Raw genomic sequence first — 19,530 nt, 5'->3', positions numbered from 1 at the left:
TCAGGCCTCCTGCGGAGTGGTCTTGTGGCCGGTGGAAGGCACCTCGCTCATGCGCTCGGAGTCGAGCCCCGACAGCGGGTGGCCCTTGGCGAAGAACTTCAGCCGCGCCAGCAGGGCGATGAACGGCTTGGTGAACAGGAACACCACCAGGATGTCGATCAGCGTGGTCAGGCCCATCGCGAACGCGAAGCCGGCCACACCGCCCACCGCCAGGAAGTACAGCACGATCGCGGCGATGAACATGACGGCGTCGGCGATCAGGATCGTGCGGCGGGCGCGGACCCAGGCCACCTCGACGGCCGCCCGCAGCGAGCGCCGGCCCTCCTTCATCTCGTCACGGATGCGCTCGAAGTAGACGATGAAGGAGTCGGCGGTGATACCGATGGAGACCACCAGACCGATGATGTGCGGCAGGGAGAGCCGGAAGTTCGCGTTGTGGCCGAGCACGACCACCGCCGTGTACGTCAGGATCGTCGCCACCACGAGGCTCAGCACCGCCACGATGCCCAGGCCCCGGTAGTAGAGCATGCTGTAGATGACCACCAGCACCAGGCCGATGAGGCCGGCGATGAGACCGCCCTCGAGCTGGTCCTGGCCGAGCGTCGAGGAGACGGTGTCGACGGAGCTGCGGTTGAACTTCAGCGGCAGCGCGCCGTACTTGAGCTGGTCGGCCAGGGTGGTGGCGCTGGCCTGGTCGAAGCCGCCGGTGATCTCCGCACGGCCGCCCGGGATCGGGCTGATGATGTTGGGGGCGGTGATGACCACGCCGTCGAGCACGACCGCGACCTTGTTGCGCGGCTCGGGCGAGTTGTAGGCGGCGGTGGTGAGCTTGCTCCACTCGCCGGCGCCCTTGCTCTTGAAGTCGAGCTGGACGACCCACTCGGTGGTGCCCTGGCGGACGCCCGCGGAGGCGGTGTCGATGTCGGTGCCGACGACCTTGGCGACGTCGAGGACGTACTTGAAGCTGCCGTCGCTCTCACACGCGGCGTACTGCTTGTTGGGGTCGTCCTGGACGCCCTGGCCGCGGTTGGCCGGGTCGGCGCAGTCGAGCTTGTTGAACTGCTCGAGCACCTGCGGGTCGATGCCCGTGGTGTCGATGTTCGGGTTCGTGATGGCCGGCGTGCTCGCGGTCGGGGAGGCCGACGGCGTGGCCTTGGCGTTCTGGCCCCTGGTGTTCTGCGCCCTGGTGTTCTGCGCCTTGGCGTCGCCGTTGTCCTGCTCGCCGGGGTCCTGTTGCCGGGCTTGGTCATCGCCTTGGGCCGACTGTCCGTCCTTTTGCCCGTCACCGGACTCCGTGGATCCCCGTGGCGCACCCGCCGACGGGGCCGTCGTGGGGGACAGCAGTGCGGACGAAAGCGCCTTGCCGGTCGGGGACGCGCTCGGGGTGGCGGCCGACTGCGACGGCCTGGCGGACTGCTTGCCGCTCGGCTGAGCCGAGGGGCTGCCGGACGGGCTGGGCGTCGGCGGGTTCGTGGCCAGGTCGGCGGGCGGCTGCGTGGCCTCCATGGCCAGCACCTGGCGGAAGCGCAGCTCCGCGGTCGTCGCGACCAGTTTGATGGCCTCGTCCTGGCCCACGCCCGGGATGGAGATGATGATGTTGTCGCCGGACTTGGCGACCTCGGCGTCGGAGATGCCTGTGCCGTTGACCCGGTCGCGGATGATGTTGACCGCCCGGTCGAGGATCTCATCGGGCGGCGCCGCGTTGTTCTGGGTCACCGGGGACAAGGTCACCGTCGTGCCGCCCGCTAGGTCGAGCCCCAGCTTGGGCGTGTACGCCTTCTGCAGGAACATCGTCCCGCCCAGGGCGAGGATGAGTGCCAGCAGCACGAGGAGCGTTCGCCCCGGTCGGCTGTGGCGGCTGGTCGGTCGGGCCACTGGTCGTCAGTTCTTTCAGATAGAGGTTTAGGCAGAGCTTAGTCAGGACTTCTTGGTGCTGGAGTCCTGGTCACCGTTGGGCTCCGCGGTGCCGTCGGACTCCTTCTTGCCTTCCTCGCCGAGCTCGGCCTGGTCAGCGGCCTGCTCGTCCGCCGGGGCGTCACCGGGGGCGACGACACGGCCGATGGCGGCCTTCACCCAACGGGTCTCGACACCCGGCGCGACTTCGAGGATGACGTCCTCATTGTCTATCGCGGTGACGGTCCCGAACAGTCCGGTCGTGGTCATGACGCGGGTGCCAGGCGTCAAGGAGTTCTGCATCTGGATCGCCTCTTGCTGGCGCTTGCGCTGAGGGCGGATCAGCAGGAAGTAGAACACCACCACCAGAAGAATCAGCGGCAGGATGCTTCCGAGTTGTTCCATAAGGGGCGACCTTCCATAGTCGTACAAGGAGTTGACACCGGCCCCGCGCCGGAAATTCCGTGCGTTGCGTCGGGCCGCGCCGCTCAGCCCGTCAGCCTACACAGCCAGCCAAGCCACGGAGTGTAGGCGCTTGTTGATAAAGGCGGCAACGAAGCAGCGTTTCGGCACGCGGGGAAGTTCCCATATTGAAACGGTTGCAACCGATTCGTGATCAGTCGAAAAGCGACGCTCCGAACGCATCGGGCGGAGGCTCCATCCCCAGGTGGACCCACGCCGCCGCGGTCGCCACCCGTCCGCGCGGGGTCCTCGCCAGCAGACCCTGGCGTACGAGGAACGGCTCGGCCACCACCTCGACCGTCTCCGGCTCCTCCCCCACCGCCACCGCCAGCGTGGACAGCCCCACCGGTCCGCCGCCGAACTTGCGCAGCAGCACGCCAAGCACCGCCCGGTCGAGCCGGTCGAGGCCCTCGCCGTCCACCTCGTAGAGGTTGAGCGCCGCCGAGGCCACGTCGCGGTCGATGACGCCGTTCGCCCGTACGTCGGCGAAGTCGCGCACCCGGCGCAGCAGCCGGTTGGCGATGCGCGGCGTGCCCCGCGAGCGGCGGGCGATCTCGTGCGCGCCCTCGTCCGGCAGCGTGACGCCGAGCAGCTTGGCCGACCGGTGCAGCACCTGCTCCAGCTCGGCGACCTCGTAGAAGTCCATGTGGGCGGTGAAGCCGAACCTGTCGCGCAGCGGCGCCGGCAGCAGCCCCGCCCTCGTCGTGGCGCCCACCAGCGTGAACGGCGCGATCTCCAGCGGGATCGCGGTCGCCCCCGGCCCCTTGCCGACGACGATGTCCACCCGGAAGTCCTCCATCGCCATGTAGAGCATCTCTTCGGCGGGCCTGGCCATCCGGTGGATCTCGTCGATGAACAGCACCTCGCCCTCGGTCAGCGTGGACAGGATCGCCGCCAGGTCGCCCGCCCGCTCCAGCGCCGGGCCCGAGGTGATGCGCAGCGGGGCGTTCAGCTCGGCCGCGATGATCATGGCCAGCGTGGTCTTGCCCAGGCCGGGCGAGCCGCTCATCAGCACGTGATCCGGCGGACGCCGCCTGCGCAGCGCGCTCTCCAGCACCAGCGACAGCTGCTCGCGTACGCGGCTCTGGCCGATGAACTCGCTGAGGCGCTTGGGTCTGAGCGCGGCCTCGATCTGCAGCTCGTCGCCACCGGCGGCGGGCGAGAGGATCTCATCCCGCTCGAACCCCATGCCTGCGCCTCCTCTCCTCCATCGGCTTCACGGTCATGTGTGCAGTCGGCCCTGCGCTTGGTCGCCGCGCCGACTCGACGGCCAGTCGCCGCCGCGGCTCTTTCCCGGGCTCTCGCGACTTCCCGGCCTTGTGCGGCCGCTGGATTGGCGGCCCCTTCACCACCGACCGGACGTCTCCGCGATCGCCTCGGACCGCCACGATCTCACGTATCACCGACAACCGCTCCCTCGTGCCCCGCAACCACCCGGTACGGGCAGTGCGCGGAGCGGGCGTTACGGACGCCGAGCACGCAGCAGACGGCGCGAGCGCCGAGCGGACCGTAAGGGCTGTGGGCGCTGCGGACGCCGTTCCCGCGGTACGTGCTTCGGGCTGCACGCGGGCCACGGGCGCCGCAGGCCCCGCGCGGGTCTCGAGGGCCGGGCGGGGCGCAGCGGCCGTCGGCGCTGCGAAGGCCGGACGCGCGCTCCGCACCGTACGAATCGGCGGACGGCAGAGGGCGGTCGGGTGGGTCATCGGACGCTCAGGGAGCGGAGGGCTGCCTTCAGGAGGGCGGCGATCTGGGGCTGGCGGCCGGCGGCGATGTCGGCCTCCGCCTCCGGCTCGATGGCGGCGATGGCCTCGTCGGCGTCCTTGCTGGAGTAGCCGAGCCCCACCAGACCCGAGTGGACCTGCTCGCGCCACACCGCCGCGCGGCGGTCGCCGTTGAGCGCGGCGTTGACCGTCTCCTCCGGGGTGCCGAGGCGGTCTTTGAGCTCCAGCACGATGCGCTGGGCGCCCTTCTGCCCGATGCCCGGCACCTGGGTGAGCGCCTTGAGGTCGGCGCTGGCGACGGCCATCCGGAGCGCGTTGGGGCTGTGCACGGCGAGCATCGCCAGCGCCAGCTTGGGACCGACGCCGCTGGCCGTCTGGAGCAGCTCGAAGACGGCCCGCTCGTCGTCGGTGGCGAAGCCGTACAGGGTGAGCGACTCCTCGCGCACCACGAGCGACGTGGCCAGCCGGGCCTCCTCGCCCACCCGGAGTGTGGCGAGCGTGCTCGGGGTGCAGTGGGTGAGGATGCCGACGCCGCCGACCTCGATCACGGCCCCGTCGGGGGCGATCGCCGTCACCTTGCCCGTCACCGACGCGATCACGCTCGGCCTCCCGTCTCCGTCACCACTGTCAGCACCGTCACTGTCAGCACCGTCACTATCAGCACTGCCACTGTCAGCACCGCCACTGTCAGCACTGCCACTGTCAGCACTGCCACTGTCAGCACTGTCACGCCTGGTCCCCTGTCATAGCGCAGATACGCCCTCTCCCCGCCCCCGCCACGCCGATCGCGACCCGCAGGCCTCGATACGGCTCGTTGCACAACCGGCTCGCGGACCTAACCCGATTCGTCGCGCAGCCCGCTCGCTCGCGGTCTCATGGACGCTTGCGACCGGCCGGAGGGCGTGGCCTCTCGGAGCGGATGCGGCTGCCTCGCAGAGGGCGGTGGTCCGCCGGGCCCGGCCTGTCGTCATCGGCGGGGGTTTCTGGCCTTGGCCAGGGCGTCGGCGAGGCGGTGCTGGGCGCCGCCGCGCCAGACGTGGCAGATGGCCAGCGCGAGGGCGTCGGCGGCGTCGGCGGGCCTGGGCATCTCGGTGAGCCGCAGCAGGCGGGTGACCATGGCGCCGATCTGCTTTTTGTCGGCCGTGCCGCTGCCGGTGATGGCGGCCTTGACCTCGGACGGCGTGTGCAGCGCCACCGGGAGGCCGCGCCGGGCCGCGCACAGGACGGCGATGCCGGCGGCCTGCGCGGTGCCCATCACCGTGCGTACGTTGTGCTGGCTGAAGACGCGTTCGACGGCCACCGCGTCGGGGCGTACGTCGTCGAGCCACTGCTCGATGCCGGCCTCGATGCCGACCAGCCGCGCCCCCAGCTCCTCGTCGGCGCCCGTGCGGACCACACCCACGGCCACGAGCGTCAGCGGCGCTCCCGGGCGCCCTTCGACCGCGCCCAGGCCGCACCGGGTCAGCCCCGGATCGACGCCCATCACCCGCACCGGCATGCCCTCCCGAGACCGCGCCGCCGAACACCTGTTCGGCACGAGACTTTACCGTGACCGGAGAGGGCGCGCACCGGGAAGCGAGAGTCAGAAGTAGTCCAGCATGTACGGCTTGGCGGCGAAGGCCGCGTCGAGCGCCTCGTCATATCGGTCATCTCCGGACATGAGACCGCTGAGCCGCAGCGTCGAGGAGGGGACACCGGCGTACAACGCGGACAGGCCGTTCACTGAGAGCGTGACGCCGGGCTCGTCGCACGGAGTGGCGGTGCCCGTTCCGCCGGAGATGTCCAGCCGCCAGGTGCCTCCGCCGCGCACCGGGTCGTCCACGGTCACCACGGCCTGGCAGCTCGCGTGCGCCGGATAGCCCCTGCGCTCGACGGCGGCGGCCACGTCGAGCACCCTGAACATCCACCGCACCTGCGTGACCCGCTCCTTCGAACGCTCGCGCAGCATCCACAGCACCGGGTCGTCGCGCGCCACGGCGGCGACGACCTCGCGGGCCACCGAGGAGGCGCTGCCGATCAGCCCCCACAGCGCGCGCAGGGTGCCGGACGAGCCGGCGACGACGTTCTCGACCTCCATGTCGTCGCCCTTCCAGCGGTAGATGGCGTAGCCGTCGTCGGCCAGGTAGAGGAAGTCGTCCTCGTTGGCGAGCCACAGGTTCCAGGTGTCCTCGCCGTAGGAGACGGGGCCGCTGGCGCGGGTCGCGCCGTGGACGCGGTGCAGCACCGAGATCAGCTCGGCGGCGTCGCCCGGCCCCATCCTGCGCAGCTTGACGTGGCCGGACGGGCGGATCTCGCGCAGCGCCTCGGCGGGCAGGCGGATGAGGTGCCGCGCGCCCGCGTGTTCGTACCCGAGCTTGCGGTAGATGGCGGTGGTGGCCGGGTAGAGCGCGGAGACCGCGTCGCCCAGCGCGGCGGCGCGCTCGATGACGGCTCGCATGATGCCGGTGCCGACGCCGCGACCGCGGTCCTCGGGGGCGACGGTGACGCCCGCGACGGCGGCCATCGGCTGGGGCCTGCCGTGCCACCACTGGGTGAAGCGGCGCAGCCTGGCCGAGGCGGCGAGCCGGTCGCCGTCGAACATCCCCAGGTAGCGCCGCTCGGCCAGGGCGGGCAGCACGGATTTGCGCCACTTCTCCTTGCCGCTCTCGCTCACCGGACCGAACGCCCGGCGGCGCAGGTCGATGACGTCGTCGAGGTCGTCGGGCGTTATGTCGCGTATTTCCACAATCAGCAACCTACGGAACGGCCTTGCGTACGCGCGAACCGGCCGTCGTGACGGTGAGCCTGTCGAGGTAGAGGAGCTGGGCGGCCACCAGGGCGGCCAGCGCGACGGCCACCACGAGCAGCGGCGTCGCGCCCCCGATGTCGACCGCCACCCGGGCGTGGGTCCCCGCCTCGATCATCTGGGCGACCGGGGCGGTGTGCAGCTCAGGCTTCTGGACGACGAGCAGCGGCCAGAGCACGTCGTGGGCGTTCACCAGCGTGACGGCGCCGGTCAGGATGCCCGCCATGGGCAGCGAGGGCAGGAACACGCCGGAGAAGAAGTCGCGGTCGGTGCGTTCCGCGAGGCCCTTGCACAGCAGGGTCAGCACGAGCAGCGCGGGGACGCTCACCAGCAGCGGCGGTATCAGGGCCGCGAAGGTGTCGATGAGGCCGAGGCTGCGGGCGTTGTGCCAGTTGGCGACGCTGAGCGGGCCCGAGCCGACGAACAGCCAGGGCGCGAAGATCAGCAGCAGCCACTCGCTGGCCCGGCCGAGCGGGCGCAGACCGCCGATGCCGAGCGCCGCGAGGTACGCCACGCCCACCGAGACCAGGGCGCCGACGAGGGCCGGGAGCCAGGTGTTGATCTGCGTTCGCAAGGTGCCGGCCTCGCCCGCCCTGGAGGCGAGCGCGCCGTCCATCCACGGCCAGGTGAGCAGGAACGCGGCCACCGCGGCCGCCGCTAACGCGGCGATCCCGATCGCCATGCCCGCCGGCGCCGGACTCGTTCGCTTCTGTCCGGCCTCCACGACCTGCTCGCCGGGCGAGGCGGCCTGTCCCTGTCCGGTCCACGCGGCCTGTCCCTGTCCGGTCCACGCGGCCTGTTCCCGTCCTGCCCGCGCGGGCTGACCGCCGCCCTGCAGGTAGGGGGACGGCTGCCCGTCCGGGGGGCCGTACGCGCCCGCCCCGCCATCATGACCGGCGGCCGGTTGATGTCCGTAGCCGGCCGCCGCGCCCACTGCCATGGGAACGGCCGTGCCCTTCGCGCCGAGGGAGCCGGCCGGTGCGTCCTTGCGCGTCAGCGTGATGCGCAGGCCGGAGGCGACCGCGATCACCGTGGCGGCGATGCCCAGCACGCCCAGGACGGCCCCCGTGAGCGTCGCCACGGCCGCACCGAGGCCGAACTGGGCCTCCCTGAAGGCGTAGTCGTACTGGAGCCCTGCGAGCGTCTGTGTGGCGCGCTGAGCGCCGGTGAGCACCTGCCCCAGGGCGAACGTCTGCAGCCCGGCCGCGACGACGGCCAACGCGACGAGGACGCCCACCACGACCGCCGCCGCTCTCGGGGTGCCGCCGCGCAGCGCGGGCAGGAACGCGATCACGGCCAGCGCGCACACGAGCCCGAACGTGGCGGCGGCCACGATGAGCCGGAGCGCTCCAGGCGCGGTGGCGGGGTCGCGCAGCTCCTGAGCCAGGGCGACCAGGCCGGACGACTCGGGCAGCAGCCCGCGCAGCCAGGACGTGGCCACGGCCACCGGCGAGAACGTGACCACCGCCAGCGACAGCAGCACCCGCCCGGCGCGCCGCACCCACGTGCCCGCCCGGTCGAGTGCCAGGGCCAGCAGCGGGCCCACCACCAGCGCCACCAGCAGCGGGAAGCCGATCAGGGACACCGTGAGCCCCAGCGCCCGCCAGGAGGCGTCGTCGCCGAACAGCTTGGCGTAGTTGGCGGTCCCCGCGTACGAGATCTCGCGGAGCACGCCGCCGCTCTGGAAGCTGAGCCAGATCGTCTGCGCGGTCGGCAGCACGAGCGTGATGAGGGTGCCGACCAGAGCCGGTAAGACGAGCAGCAAGCCGAGCGCCCTGGCGCCGGTCCGAGGGGGAATGGGGGAACTCACGTCGCCCGACCCTACGCGGCCGGGCCTCTCCCGCGCACGCGACACATGCGGCAACGACCATCGGCCGTCAGCGAAAACAACGCGGCGCGCCGTCCGTCCGCGTACGGAACGCGGCCCGCTCCTTCCGGGCGTCCCGACCGGAATGCGCACGCCTCTGCAGGCGGCCCACCTCTTCGAGGGCGTCCCGACCGGAACGCGGCCCGCTGCCGCCGTACGGAACAGGGCCCGGCGGAAACACCACCGGGCCCTGTCGCGACGATCAGTCGAGGGCGGCGAGCACCTCGTCGGAGACGTCGAAGTTGGCGAAGACGTTCTGCACGTCGTCGCTGTCCTCCAGCGCCTCGATGAGGCGGAAGACCTTCTTGGCCCCCTCCTCGTCGAGCGGCACGGTCATCGAGGGCACGAAGCTGGACTCGGCCGAGTCGTAGTCGATGCCGGCGTCCTGGAGGGCCTTGCGCACCGGCACGAGGTCGCCGGCCTCGCAGATCACCTCGAAGCTCTCGCCGAGGTCGTTGACCTCCTCGGCGCCCGCGTCGAGGACGGCCATGAGCACGGTGTCCTCGTCGAGCCCGTCGGTCTTGGGGACGATGACGACGCCCTTGCGGTTGAACATGTAGGAGACGGACCCGGGGTCGGCAAGGGAGCCGCCGTTGCGGGTGAGCGCGACCCGGACCTCGGACGCGGCGCGGTTGCGGTTGTCGGTGAGGCACTCGATGAGCACCGCGACGCCGCCGGGCGCGTAACCCTCGTACATGATCGTCTGGTAGTCGGCGCCGCCGGCTTCGAGACCGCCGCCGCGCTTGCGCGCCCGCTCGATGTTGTCGTTGGGCACGGAGTTCTTCTTCGCCTTGAAGATGGCGTCGAAGAGGGTGGGGTTGGCGTCCGGGTCAGGGCCACCGGTCCGTGCCGCCACCTCGATGTTCTTGATGAGCTTGGCGAACAGCTTGCCGCGCTTGGCGTCGAGTGCGGCCTTCTTGTGCTTCGTCGTCGCCCATTTTGAGTGGCCGGACATTTACCTAGAGCTCCCTCACCATGTCTACGAAGTAACGGTGCACGCGTACGTCCCCGGTGAGCTCGGGGTGGAACGACGTAGCGAGCAACGGACCTTGACGGACCGCGACGATCCTATCCCCAGGCTCGCACCTGCCCAGCACTTCGACGTCCGAGCCGACGGATTCGACCCAGGGAGCGCGGATGAACACCGCGTGCACCTGCTGTCCGGCGAAGTCGAGGTCGGATTCGAAGGAGTCGACCTGGCGGCCGAACGCGTTGCGCCTGACCACCATGTCGATGCCGCCGATGGTCTGCTGACCTGCGACGCCGTCCTCGATGCGGTCGGCCAGCATGATCATGCCGGCGCACGAGCCGTAGGCGGGCATGCCTTCCTTGACGCGGACGCGCAGCGGTTGCAGCAGGTCGAAGCTCTCGGCGAGCTTCCACATGGTGGTCGACTCGCCGCCGGGGATGACCAGGGCGTCGACCGCGTCCAGCTCGGCGGGGCGGCGTACGGCGACGGCCGTCGCGCCGGCCTCCTGAAGCATGCGCTGATGCTCGCGCACGTCTCCCTGGAGGGCGAGCACACCGATCGTGGGCACGGGCGATCCTTTCATCCGGGTACGGGTTTCCGACAATTCAACACCAGAACGGCCCGCCGTCTTCCGACGGGGGCCGTTCGAGAGGCGTTGCGCGGGGTCAGGCCGTAGTGGCCATGACGGCGTCACGGGAGGTCAGGCCGTAATGGCCGCGGCGGCGGCGCCCGGGGTCAGGACGTGGCGACCGGGGCGGCGTCGCGCACGCCGAGATCGGCGTCGACCTCGATCAGCGAGCGCAGGTGGTGGCGGCGCAGGTAGAGGACGGCCATGCCGATGAGACAGCAGGCGGCGCCCAGCGCGTACGGCACCGCGACCCCCACGTCCTCGCCGAGCTTGGTGGCGATGAACGGGGCCAGCGCGCCGCCCATCCAGCGCACGAAGTTGTATCCGGCGGAGGCGACGGGCCTGGGCGCGTCGGAGACCTCCATGGCCGACTCGGTGAAGACCGTGTTGTTGAGCCCGATGGGGACGCCGGTCAGGACGGTGAAGGCGATGACCCCGGCCTGCCAGGAGCCCTCGTACGCGGACAGGCCGATGCCGAGCTGGAAGACGGCGAGCAGGGCGAGCGACAGGTGCAGCACCTTCACCGAGCCGAGCCTGCGCTGCAGCGGCGGCGCGCCGAACACCGAGGCGAGCGCGACGCAGACGCCCCAGCCGAAGAAGACCGCGCCGATGCCGTACGGCGACATGCCGAGGATGAACGGCGTGAAGGCGAGCACGGTGAAGAACGCGAAGTTGTAGAACAGCGCGGTGAAGGCCGTGGTGGACAGCCCGCCGTGGGCGAGCGCGCGGATCGGGGCGCTGAGCCGGGTCTTCTCCCGCGGCCGTGGCGTGGCCTTGAGCAGGGTGAGGATGAGGACGAGGCCGGCGGCCATGAGCGTGGCCGTGCCGAAGAACGGGGCCCGCCAGTTCCAGTCGCCGAGCAGGGCGCCCACCAGAGGTCCTGCGGAGATGCCGAGGCCGAGCGCGGCCTCGTACAGGATGATGGCCGACTCCGCGCCGCCGCTGGCGGCGCCGACGATGACGGCGAGCGCGGTGGCCACGAAGAGAGCGTTGCCGAGGCCCCAGCCGGCGCGGAAGCCGACCAGCTCGGCGACGCTGGTGGAGGTGCCCGCGAGCGCGGCGAACACCACGACGAGCGCGAGCCCGGCGAGCAGGGTGCGCTTGCCGCCGATGCGGCTGGAGACCCAGCCGGTGACGAGCATGGCCACGGCGGTGACCAGGAAGTAGCTGGTGAACAGCAGGGAGACCTGGCTCGGGGTGGCGTTCAGCCCCTGGGCGATGGACGGGAGGATGGGATCGACGAGCCCGATCCCCATGAAGGCCACGACCGCGGCGAACGCGGTGGCCCAGACGGACATGGGCTGGCGAAGGATGCCGCCGCCGGTTTGCATACTGCTCCTTGGCTGCTTACGAGCGGCCGAGCCTGCCCAGGACGGGCAGCGCGGCCGCGAGTGCGGAACGCTCGTCGTCGGTGAGCGCCTCCAGTTCACGGGTCAGGCGGGCGATCCTGGCCTGGCGTCCGGCGTGCAGCCGTTCGCGGCCTTCGGTGGTCAGCTCGACCGTCCTGACGCGGGCGTCGTCCGGGTCGGTGCCGCGGGCGACGAGACCGGCGTCTTCGAGCCGGTTGATCTGCACGGTCATGGTCGGCAGCTGGACGCCGTGCTCTTCGGCCAGCGCGGTCATGCGCCTGGGGCCGCGTTCGAGCGAGGCGAGCACGCCGAGCTGCTGGCTGGTGACCGGCTGTCCCGCGACGGTGCGCCGGAGCAGGAGCACCAGGTCGCGGAGCACGGCTGAGACCTGTTCTGCCAGGTGAGAGGGATCGTCCTGCATGGACGGTGAACAAACTTAGCCTGGCTAATATTCCGGACGAAAGCGGCCCGGCCCCTGGTCGGGGGCCGGGCCGCGAGGGTGCACCGAGCCGGGGAAGGCGGCCCGGCATCGGGGGTGGTGTTAGGGGCGCTCGGTCTCCAGGCGGACGGTGTCCTCGATCGTGGGCGGCTGGATCCGCAGCGCCGGGTCGAGCGGCCGCAGGTACGTCTGCTGCACCCCCGGCACCCGGTCCTCGATGACGAACGTGGCGCGGGTGTAGACCTCGGCGCCCGGCGTCTGGACGCGCGGCACGACCTTGAAGTCCGCCGTGAGCAGGTCGCGCTCGATCTTGGTGAGCACGTAGCCGCGCTGGTTGTTGTAGAACTTCAGGTGCGGGTTGATCTTCAGGAACGGGTGCGCCGCGGGGTCGGAGTCGGCGCCGTCGCCGCCCGAGGTGATCGACGTGGTCACCAGCTCCGAGCCCACGCTGGGCCCGGTCGGGTCGTCGTAGTCGAGCTTGAGGTCGCCGGCCCAGTGGGCGTGCACGTCGCCGGTGAGCACGACGGGGTTGCGCACCTTCGCGTCGATCCAGCCCTGGGTGATGCGCTGCCGGGAGGCGACGTAGCCGTCCCAGGCGTCCTGCGAGGTGACCTTGGCGGGCCCCTCGTTGTTGTCGCGCTGGCCGAAGAAGACCTGCTGGCCGATGATGTCCCACTGCGCCCGCGACGTGTGGAAGCCCTCGATCAGCCACTCCTCCTGCTCCTGGCCGGTGATGGAGCGCGCGGGATCGACCGAGTCGGGGCACTCCTTGTAGCCGTCGCCGCAGCCCTGGTCGTCGCGGTACTGGCGGGTGTCGAGCATGTGGAAGGTGGCCATCCTGCCCCAGCGGATGCGCCGGTAGAGCTGCATGTCCACGCCGCGCGGGATGGAGGTGCGGCGCAGCGGCATGTTCTCGTAGTACGCGCGGAAGGCGGCCGCGCGCCTTTGCATGAAGTCCGGCTGGGGGATCTCGGGCTTCTCCGGCACCTCGCCGGCCCAGTTGTTGTCCAGCTCGTGGTCGTCCCACACGACCAGCCAGGGCGCGGCGGCGTGCGCGGCCTGCAGGTCGGGGTCGGTCTTGTACTGGGCGTGGCGCTGGCGGTAGTTGGCCAGGGTCTCGGTCTCGGGGCCCTCGTGGTGGCGGACGTTGCCGCCGGGGATCGTGTAGGAGTTCTTGGTGTACTCGTACTGGTAGTCGCCGAGGTGCAGCACCAGGTCAGGGTGCTCTTCGGCGAGGCGGCGGTACGCGGTGAAGTAACCGTGCTCGTACTGGGCGCAGGAGACGAAGGCCATGGCCAGGGCGCCGCCGTACGACAGGGGGTGCGGGGCGGTGCGGGCGCGGCCGAGCGGCGAGACGTACGGCCCGACGCGGAAGCGGTACCAGTACTCGCGGCCGGAGCTCAGCCCTTGCACCTCGACGTGCACGCTGTGGCCCCATTCCGGGGCGGCGACGGCCACGCCGGAGCGCACGACGCGGCGGGCCCGCTCGTCGGCGTAGATCTGCCACTGCACGGTGAAGGGCCGCTGCGGCATGCCGCCGAGGCCGTCCTCGGCGAGCGGCTCCTGGGCGAGCCTGGTCCACAGCACGAAGCCCTCGTGGTCGGGGTCGCCGCACGCGACGCCGAGGGTGAAGGGATCGGTGCGCAGCCCGCGCGAGGCCAGGCTCTGAGCGGTCTCGGCGGCCGGGCCGGGGCCGGCGTGCGCGGCGGCGGGGGTGACGCCGGGGATGGCCGAGGCGGCGCCCGCCGCTAACCCCGTGACGAGGAAGTGCCTGCGGTTCAGCTTGGACACTGGGGCTCCTTGACGATCAAGGGTGAGGACCCCCGTAGCTTGACCGAGCAGCGTGACCGTTCGGTGAACACGGATCAACAGAAAAGGCGACATCCTTCGCGGATGCCGCCTTTTCCGAGATCTTCGTCGCCGCGCGTGCCGGTCACCCGGAGGTGATCGTCTCACGCCCGCGGGTCACGCCTGCGGCGACCCGCCGAGGGGTCTACCAGCCGCGCTCGGCCAGGCGGTGCGGCTGCGGGATCTCGTCGACGTTGATGCCGACCATGGCCTCGCCCAGGCCGCGCGAGACCTTGGCGATGACGTCGGGGTCGTCGTAGAAGGTGGTGGCCTTGACGATGGCCGAGGCCCGCTTGGCCGGGTCGCCCGACTTGAAGATGCCGGAGCCCACGAACACGCCCTCGGCGCCGAGCTGCATCATCATCGCGGCGTCGGCCGGGGTGGCGATGCCGCCCGCGGTGAACAGCACGACCGGCAGCTTGCCGGTCTTGGCGACCTCGGCGACCAGCTCGTACGGGGCCTGCAGCTCCTTGGCCGCGACGTACAGCTCGTCCTCGGGCAGCGAGGTGAGCCGCTTGATCTCGGCGCGGATCGTGCGCATGTGGGTGACGGCGTTGGAGACGTCGCCCGTGCCGGCCTCGCCCTTGGAGCGGATCATGGCCGCGCCCTCGGTGATGCGGCGCAGGGCCTCGCCCAGGTTGGTGGCGCCGCACACGAACGGCACGGTGAACTGCCACTTGTCGATGTGGTTGGCGTAGTCGGCCGGGGTCAGCACCTCGGACTCGTCGATGTAGTCGACGCCCAGCGACTGCAGGACCTGGGCCTCGACGAAGTGGCCGATGCGGGCCTTGGCCATGACGGGGATCGACACGGCGTTGATGATGCCCTCGATCATGTCGGGGTCGCTCATCCTCGACACGCCGCCCTGCGCGCGGATGTCGGCGGGCACGCGCTCGAGGGCCATGACGGCCACCGCGCCGGCGTCTTCAGCGATTTTGGCCTGCTCGGGGGTGACGACGTCCATGATGACGCCGCCCTTGAGCATCTCGGCCATGCCGCGCTTGACGCGCGCGGTTCCGGTGACGGGGGTGCTTTCTGGCGTGCTGCTGGACACGGTCATCCTCACGGGCTCTCAACGGCGATTCTGTAAGTTATCAACCCCATCGTAGGTCCTGAACGACCCCTCCCCCGACATGCCAAGATGTCAGGATTTATCGCCGTACATCTACAGAGTGGTGCGGACGTGGGGCTAGGGGATGACGGGCTTGCGGCTGGCGAGAGCCACCCAGACCTGGCCGGGGGCGAAGTTCATCGGCTCGCCGCTCTCCGTGGTGAACGTCGTGCCACTGTCCTCTGATTCCCGCTCCCACCTGGCCTTGTACGCCTTGCCGTCGCGCAGCACGATCGCCGAGCCCTTGCCCGTGGTGTGCACGAGCGGCGTGTAGCTCTGGTTCTTGTCGTGGAACTGCGAGCGCTCGGTCTTGGTGTACTGCACGACGATGGTGGGCGCGCTGAGCTGGCCGCCCTCGGCCGCCATGTCCTTCTTGCCGTCCTGCCAGATCAGCCACTCCTGCTTGGCCTCGGACCAGGTGAAGGTGAAGCGCGCGGCGGGCCACCTGACCGTGTACGACTTGCGCGGCACACCGCCCTCGGCGGGCGGGTCGCCGAAGGTGAAGCCGATGTCCTTGGCCTTGCTCGCCTTGGGCGCCGCGGCCAGCAGCTTCTTGGTGTGGGCGAACAGGTTGTACGGGGCGAAGCGGCCCGGCTGGCGGTAGTAGGCGCCGGGGTTGCGCGTGTCGCCCACGTCGTACAGCGAGGCCTCGGCGATGAGCGGCAGCATCTTGGTCTGCGCGCCCGAGTAGGAGAAGGCCGGCTTGCCGAACTGCGGGGTGATGTGCAGGTCGGAGATGCGCGCGCTGCGCACCGGGCCCACCTTGGCCGGCAGCTTGGAGGAGAAGATCGCCATGAGCCGGGTCAGCCCGGCCTCGACCTGCTCGATGTAGACGATGTCGGCGCTCTTGAGCCCGAGCTGCGGCTTGCCCGCCGCGGTGTTCTCGATCTTGACGGCGAGCACCGGCTTGAGCGTGTCGTACGGCTTGCCGGTGAACGGATGCGCCTTGACCTCTTCCTCTTCCTGAGGCGTCTCGCTCGGCGCGTCCGTGGCCGCCTGCGGCGCGGAACCCGCGGCCGGCTCCTCGGACGAGCAGGCCGCGACAGGCAGCAACACGGCCGCTCCGGCCAGCCAGAGGGTGATCAACCGGGGTAGCCGCACGTGTACATCTCCTCGCTTCAGCCCAAAATCGGGATGAAGCTTACTGGCTTCCCCAAATTAGGTCATTCGGTTGCCATAGCTGCCGGCGGATTGTCATCAATCTCGAAGAATTGGGGGTATTCGGTGTGCCCGGCCAGCCGGAGCGTCCTGGCCAGCCAGCGGCGCTGGGCGGCCCGCGTGACCGCCACGTGGTTGTTGTAGAACCGGCGCGAGTAGACGACCTTGGCCACCGCCGCGTCCAGCTCCTCCAGCAGCGCCCGGCCGCCCGGCGACTCCGACAGCTTCTCCCTGAAGCGCTCCTGGTCCACCACCGCGCGCAGCGTCCGCGACAGGTCGCTCTCGGCGTGCTCGCGCTCCTCGGGGCCCGCGGAGCGCGCCTCGTGCGCCGCCGCGGCCAGCACCAGCGACGTGGCGGGGTCGAGCAGGCGGGAGCCCGCCAGCTCCAGCACCACCGCCCTGCGCCGCATGAGAGCGGCGTCCAGCGCCTGCTGGGCCAGCTCCAGGCGCAGGTGCAGGCGGTCGAGCCGGCCTGCCCGCCAGGAGATGTACACCGCCGTGAGCACCACCACGATGCCCACGATCAGCACGATCATGGTGGTCGTCACAGGTCCTCCTCGGCGAACCGGGGCGGCGCGGCGGCCGTGTGCGCCGCGCTCGCGACGCGTCTCACAGGTCCTCCTCCACGCGGCCGGCGCCGCTCATGGTGACGGTCTCGTAGACGCGTACGACGTCGCGCGCCACCGTCGACCAGTCGTACTTGCGCACCGCCACCAGCGCCTCGGCCGCCAGCTTGGCCCGCCGCTCGGGCGCGTCGAGCAGCGCGGCGGCCTCGCGCGCCAGCGAGGCGGGGTCGCCGTTGGTGAACAGCGCGCCCGCCTGGCCCTCGCCCAGCACCTTGCGGAACGCCGGGATGTCGCTGGCCAGCACGGTCGCCCCCGACGCCATGGCCTCGGCCAGCACGATGCCGAAGCTCTCGCCGCGGGTGTTGGGCGCGCAGAACACGTCGACCGAGTGGTAGGCGCGGATCTTGTCGGTCTCGCTCACCATGCCCAGCACGGTCACCCGGTCCCTGAACCGCTTCGGCACCCGTTCGTAGACGTCCTTCTCATCGCCCGGCCCTGCGATGAGCAGCTTCACGTCGGGCCGCCGCTCGGCCAGGATGGCGAACGCGTCGAGCAGGATCGGCAGGCCCTTGCGCTCTTCGTCCATGCGGCCGAGGAAGCCGATCGTGGCGCCGTCGGGGCCCCAGCCGTCGAGCGGCTCGGCGTCGGTGTAGCGGGAGACGGTGACGCCGTTGGGGATGAGCACGGTGTCGCCGCCGAACTGCTCGACCAGGCTCTTGCGCGCCGCGTCGGAGACCGCGATGCGGCCGCTCAGCTTCTCCAGCGCGCTGCGCAGCAGCGGCTCGGCCACCGCGATCGCGCGCGAGCGGTTGAACGAGGCATGGAAGGTGGCCACGATCGGCCCCTTGGCCGCCCAGCAGGCCAGCACGCCCAGGCTGGGGATCAGCGGCTCGTGGATGTGCAGCACGTCGAACTCGCCCGTACGCACCCAGCGCCGCACCCGCGCGGCCGACAGGAAGCCGAACGACATCCTGGCCACCGACCCGTTGTACGGCACGGGCACGGCCCGCCCCGCGCCGGTCACGTAGGGAGGCAGCTCGTCGTCGTCGGCCGCCGGGGCGATCACGGATACCTCGTGCCCCTGCGCCATTAGCGCCTGCGCCAGGTCGTCGATGTGCTGTTTGACCCCGCCCGGCATGTCCCACGAGTAGGGGCAGACGATGCCGACTTTCATCGGGGATCCAGGTCGTCCAGCCAGAGCCGCTGCATCATGTGCCAGTCCTCCGGATGCTCGGAGATGCCCTTCTCGAACACGTCGGCGAGGCCCTGCGCCAGCACCGCGACCTTCTCCTGCCGGGTGCCCTCGGCGGGCACCGGCAGCTCCTCGTGGATGTGGATGCCCCAGTCGTCGCCCACGAAGTAGACGGTGGCGGGCAGCAGCGCGGCCCCGGTCTGCACGGCCAGCAGCGCGGGCCCCGCGGGAATCTTGGTGGCCGCGCCGAAGAAGCGCACCTCCACGCCGTTCTTGGTGAGGTCGCGCTCGGCGGGCAGGCAGACCACGCCGCCCTTGCGCAGCCGCGATGCGAGGATGCCGAAGTTGTGGCCGTCGCCGCCGGTCAGCGGCAGCACCTCCATGCCGAGCCCCTCGCGGAAGGCGACGTAGCGGCGGAACAGCGACTCCGGCCGCAGCCGCTCGGCGACGGTGGTGAACGGGTGGCCCACGCTCACCAGCCAGGCGCCCGCCTGGTCCCAGTTGCCCATGTGCGGCAGCGCCAGCACCACGCCGCGCCCGGCCGCGACGTTGTCGTGGATGTGCTCGGCGCCGATGACGTGGGTGCGCCGCACCAGCTCGGCGCGGTCCATCCTGGGCAGGCGGAAGATCTCGTGGAAGTAGCGGAAGTACGAGCGGATGCCCGCCTTGGTGAGCTCGCGCAGCTCGCGGCCGCCCGGCTCAAGGCCGGTCACCCGCGCGAGGTTCGACTCCAGGCGGCGCACCGACTTGCCGCGCCTGGCGTGGACCCGGTCGGCCAGGAACCGGAAGACCGCGGCCGTCGGGCGCTCGGGCAGCAGCGGCACGAGTGTCCAGCCGGCCGCGAACCCGGCGGCCACGATGCGGTCGCCGAACGATGCCTTGTCGCTCATCTCTCCCTCGTCTGCCCAGTCTGCTGTCTGGTCTGCTGGTGCACGGCCATCACGCGCTGGCCCACGGTGATCAGGCTGGCGACCGCGAGCAGCCACATGCCGGCCGGCAGGACGTACGGGACGCCGAGCCCTTCGAGGAACGCCGCGACCAGCGCCACCACCAGCCGCTCCGGCCGCTCGGCCAGCCCGACGTCGGCCGTCAGGCCGAGCCCTTCCGCCCTGGCCTTGGCGTAGGAGACCAGGGCGCCCAGGATCAGGCAGGCGAGCGTCACCGAGGCCGTCAGAGTGTCGTCGCGCTCGAAGAAATACAGGATCAGGCCGGCGAAGATGGCGGCGTCGGCGACCCTGTCGAAGGTCGAGTCGAGGAAGGCGCCCCAGGTGCTGCCCCCCTTTCCGCCGAGCCGGGCGACCACGCCGTCGAGCAGGTCGAACAGCACGAAGACGGTGATCACGAGCGCCCCCCAGGCGAGCTGGCCAAGGGGGAAGAAGAGCAGGGCGGACACGACCGTGCCGAGGGTGCCGACCGCCGTGACGGCGTTCGGGCCTATCCCGCGGCCGGCGAGGGCCCTGCCCAGCGGGGTGAGTATCCGGGTCACGGCCGGGCGCAGGAGTTTGAGCATCGCGGTCCGATCGTAGGCCATGCGGGGGCTG

At 71.0% G+C, this 19,530-nt stretch carries 18 protein-coding genes; all 18 read right to left on the bottom strand.

Annotated elements, in window-relative coordinates:
• The 18 genes from secD to pgsA all read right to left on the bottom strand — a co-directional run bounded on the left by secD (nt 1) and on the right by pgsA (nt 19,520).
• On the bottom strand, nt 1–1,827 hold the full coding sequence (secD, locus tag WBK31_RS07925) for a protein translocase subunit SecD (protein WP_364065990.1): 1,827 nt from the start codon (nt 1,825–1,827) through the stop codon (nt 1–3).
• 90 nt (nt 1,828–1,917) lie between these two features.
• Nucleotides 1,918–2,298, bottom strand: a complete 381-nt coding sequence (yajC, locus tag WBK31_RS07920; RefSeq protein ID WP_364065993.1) for a preprotein translocase subunit YajC — start codon at nt 2,296–2,298, stop codon at nt 1,918–1,920.
• A 211-nt stretch (nt 2,299–2,509) separates the two neighbouring features.
• On the bottom strand, nt 2,510–3,544 hold the full coding sequence (ruvB, locus tag WBK31_RS07915; protein ID WP_406674558.1) for a Holliday junction branch migration DNA helicase RuvB: 1,035 nt from the start codon (nt 3,542–3,544) through the stop codon (nt 2,510–2,512).
• A 510-nt stretch (nt 3,545–4,054) separates the two neighbouring features.
• Nucleotides 4,055–4,675 carry a Holliday junction branch migration protein RuvA gene (ruvA, locus tag WBK31_RS07910; protein WP_364065999.1) on the bottom strand — a complete coding sequence of 207 codons (621 nt, stop codon included), beginning with the start codon at nt 4,673–4,675 and terminating at the stop codon, nt 4,055–4,057.
• A gap of 368 nt (nt 4,676–5,043) precedes the next feature.
• Nucleotides 5,044–5,568: a crossover junction endodeoxyribonuclease RuvC gene (ruvC, locus tag WBK31_RS07905; protein ID WP_364066687.1), complete on the bottom strand. Its 525-nt coding sequence runs from the start codon at nt 5,566–5,568 to the stop codon at nt 5,044–5,046.
• A gap of 90 nt (nt 5,569–5,658) precedes the next feature.
• Nucleotides 5,659–6,801: an enhanced intracellular survival protein Eis gene (gene eis / locus WBK31_RS07900; protein WP_406674557.1), complete on the bottom strand. Its 1,143-nt coding sequence runs from the start codon at nt 6,799–6,801 to the stop codon at nt 5,659–5,661.
• A gap of 10 nt (nt 6,802–6,811) precedes the next feature.
• Nucleotides 6,812–8,671: a hypothetical protein gene (locus WBK31_RS07895; protein WP_406674556.1), complete on the bottom strand. Its 1,860-nt coding sequence runs from the start codon at nt 8,669–8,671 to the stop codon at nt 6,812–6,814.
• A gap of 259 nt (nt 8,672–8,930) precedes the next feature.
• Nucleotides 8,931–9,683: a YebC/PmpR family DNA-binding transcriptional regulator gene (locus WBK31_RS07890; protein ID WP_364066007.1), complete on the bottom strand. Its 753-nt coding sequence runs from the start codon at nt 9,681–9,683 to the stop codon at nt 8,931–8,933.
• A 4-nt stretch (nt 9,684–9,687) separates the two neighbouring features.
• Nucleotides 9,688–10,281, bottom strand: a complete 594-nt coding sequence (gene pdxT / locus WBK31_RS07885) for a pyridoxal 5'-phosphate synthase glutaminase subunit PdxT (RefSeq protein WP_364066010.1) — start codon at nt 10,279–10,281, stop codon at nt 9,688–9,690.
• A 152-nt stretch (nt 10,282–10,433) separates the two neighbouring features.
• Entirely contained in the window at nt 10,434–11,624 is a 1,191-nt protein-coding gene (locus WBK31_RS07880) for an MFS transporter (protein ID WP_364066012.1), read from the bottom strand.
• A 49-nt stretch (nt 11,625–11,673) separates the two neighbouring features.
• Complete coding sequence (locus WBK31_RS07875) at nt 11,674–12,054, bottom strand: MarR family winged helix-turn-helix transcriptional regulator (RefSeq protein ID WP_378784076.1); 381 nt, start codon at nt 12,052–12,054, stop codon at nt 11,674–11,676.
• A gap of 162 nt (nt 12,055–12,216) precedes the next feature.
• A complete protein-coding gene (locus tag WBK31_RS07870) occupies nt 12,217–13,905 on the bottom strand; it encodes an alkaline phosphatase D family protein (RefSeq protein ID WP_364066018.1) in 1,689 nt (562 codons plus the stop codon).
• Nucleotides 13,906–14,107: 202 nt separating this feature from the next.
• The gene (gene pdxS, locus WBK31_RS07865; RefSeq protein ID WP_364066689.1) at nt 14,108–15,022 is read right to left on the bottom strand and encodes a pyridoxal 5'-phosphate synthase lyase subunit PdxS; all 915 of its coding nucleotides are present in this window, start codon (nt 15,020–15,022) and stop codon (nt 14,108–14,110) included.
• A 129-nt stretch (nt 15,023–15,151) separates the two neighbouring features.
• Complete coding sequence (locus WBK31_RS07860) at nt 15,152–16,174, bottom strand: DUF3048 domain-containing protein (protein ID WP_364066021.1); 1,023 nt, start codon at nt 16,172–16,174, stop codon at nt 15,152–15,154.
• A gap of 62 nt (nt 16,175–16,236) precedes the next feature.
• A complete protein-coding gene (locus WBK31_RS07855; protein ID WP_364066024.1) occupies nt 16,237–16,779 on the bottom strand; it encodes a hypothetical protein in 543 nt (180 codons plus the stop codon).
• Nucleotides 16,780–16,840: 61 nt separating this feature from the next.
• Nucleotides 16,841–17,971, bottom strand: a complete 1,131-nt coding sequence (locus tag WBK31_RS07850; RefSeq protein WP_406674555.1) for a glycosyltransferase family 4 protein — start codon at nt 17,969–17,971, stop codon at nt 16,841–16,843.
• Nucleotides 17,968–18,879, bottom strand: coding sequence for a phosphatidylinositol mannoside acyltransferase (locus tag WBK31_RS07845; RefSeq protein ID WP_364066030.1), 912 nt, complete (start codon nt 18,877–18,879; stop codon nt 17,968–17,970). The genes WBK31_RS07850 and WBK31_RS07845 overlap by 4 nt, the downstream gene beginning before the upstream one ends.
• Nucleotides 18,876–19,520, bottom strand: coding sequence for a phosphatidylinositol phosphate synthase (gene pgsA, locus WBK31_RS07840; RefSeq protein WP_364066033.1), 645 nt, complete (start codon nt 19,518–19,520; stop codon nt 18,876–18,878). The genes WBK31_RS07845 and pgsA overlap by 4 nt, the downstream gene beginning before the upstream one ends.
• Nucleotides 19,521–19,530: the final 10 nt, after the last annotated feature.

The sequence above is a fragment of the Nonomuraea sp. N2-4H genome, from assembly GCF_045291505.1.
Classification (GTDB): domain Bacteria; phylum Actinomycetota; class Actinomycetes; order Streptosporangiales; family Streptosporangiaceae; genus Nonomuraea; species Nonomuraea fastidiosa.
The sequence above is the reverse complement of the archived record's forward strand: the minus strand, read 5'-3'. Positions and strand labels throughout refer to the sequence as shown.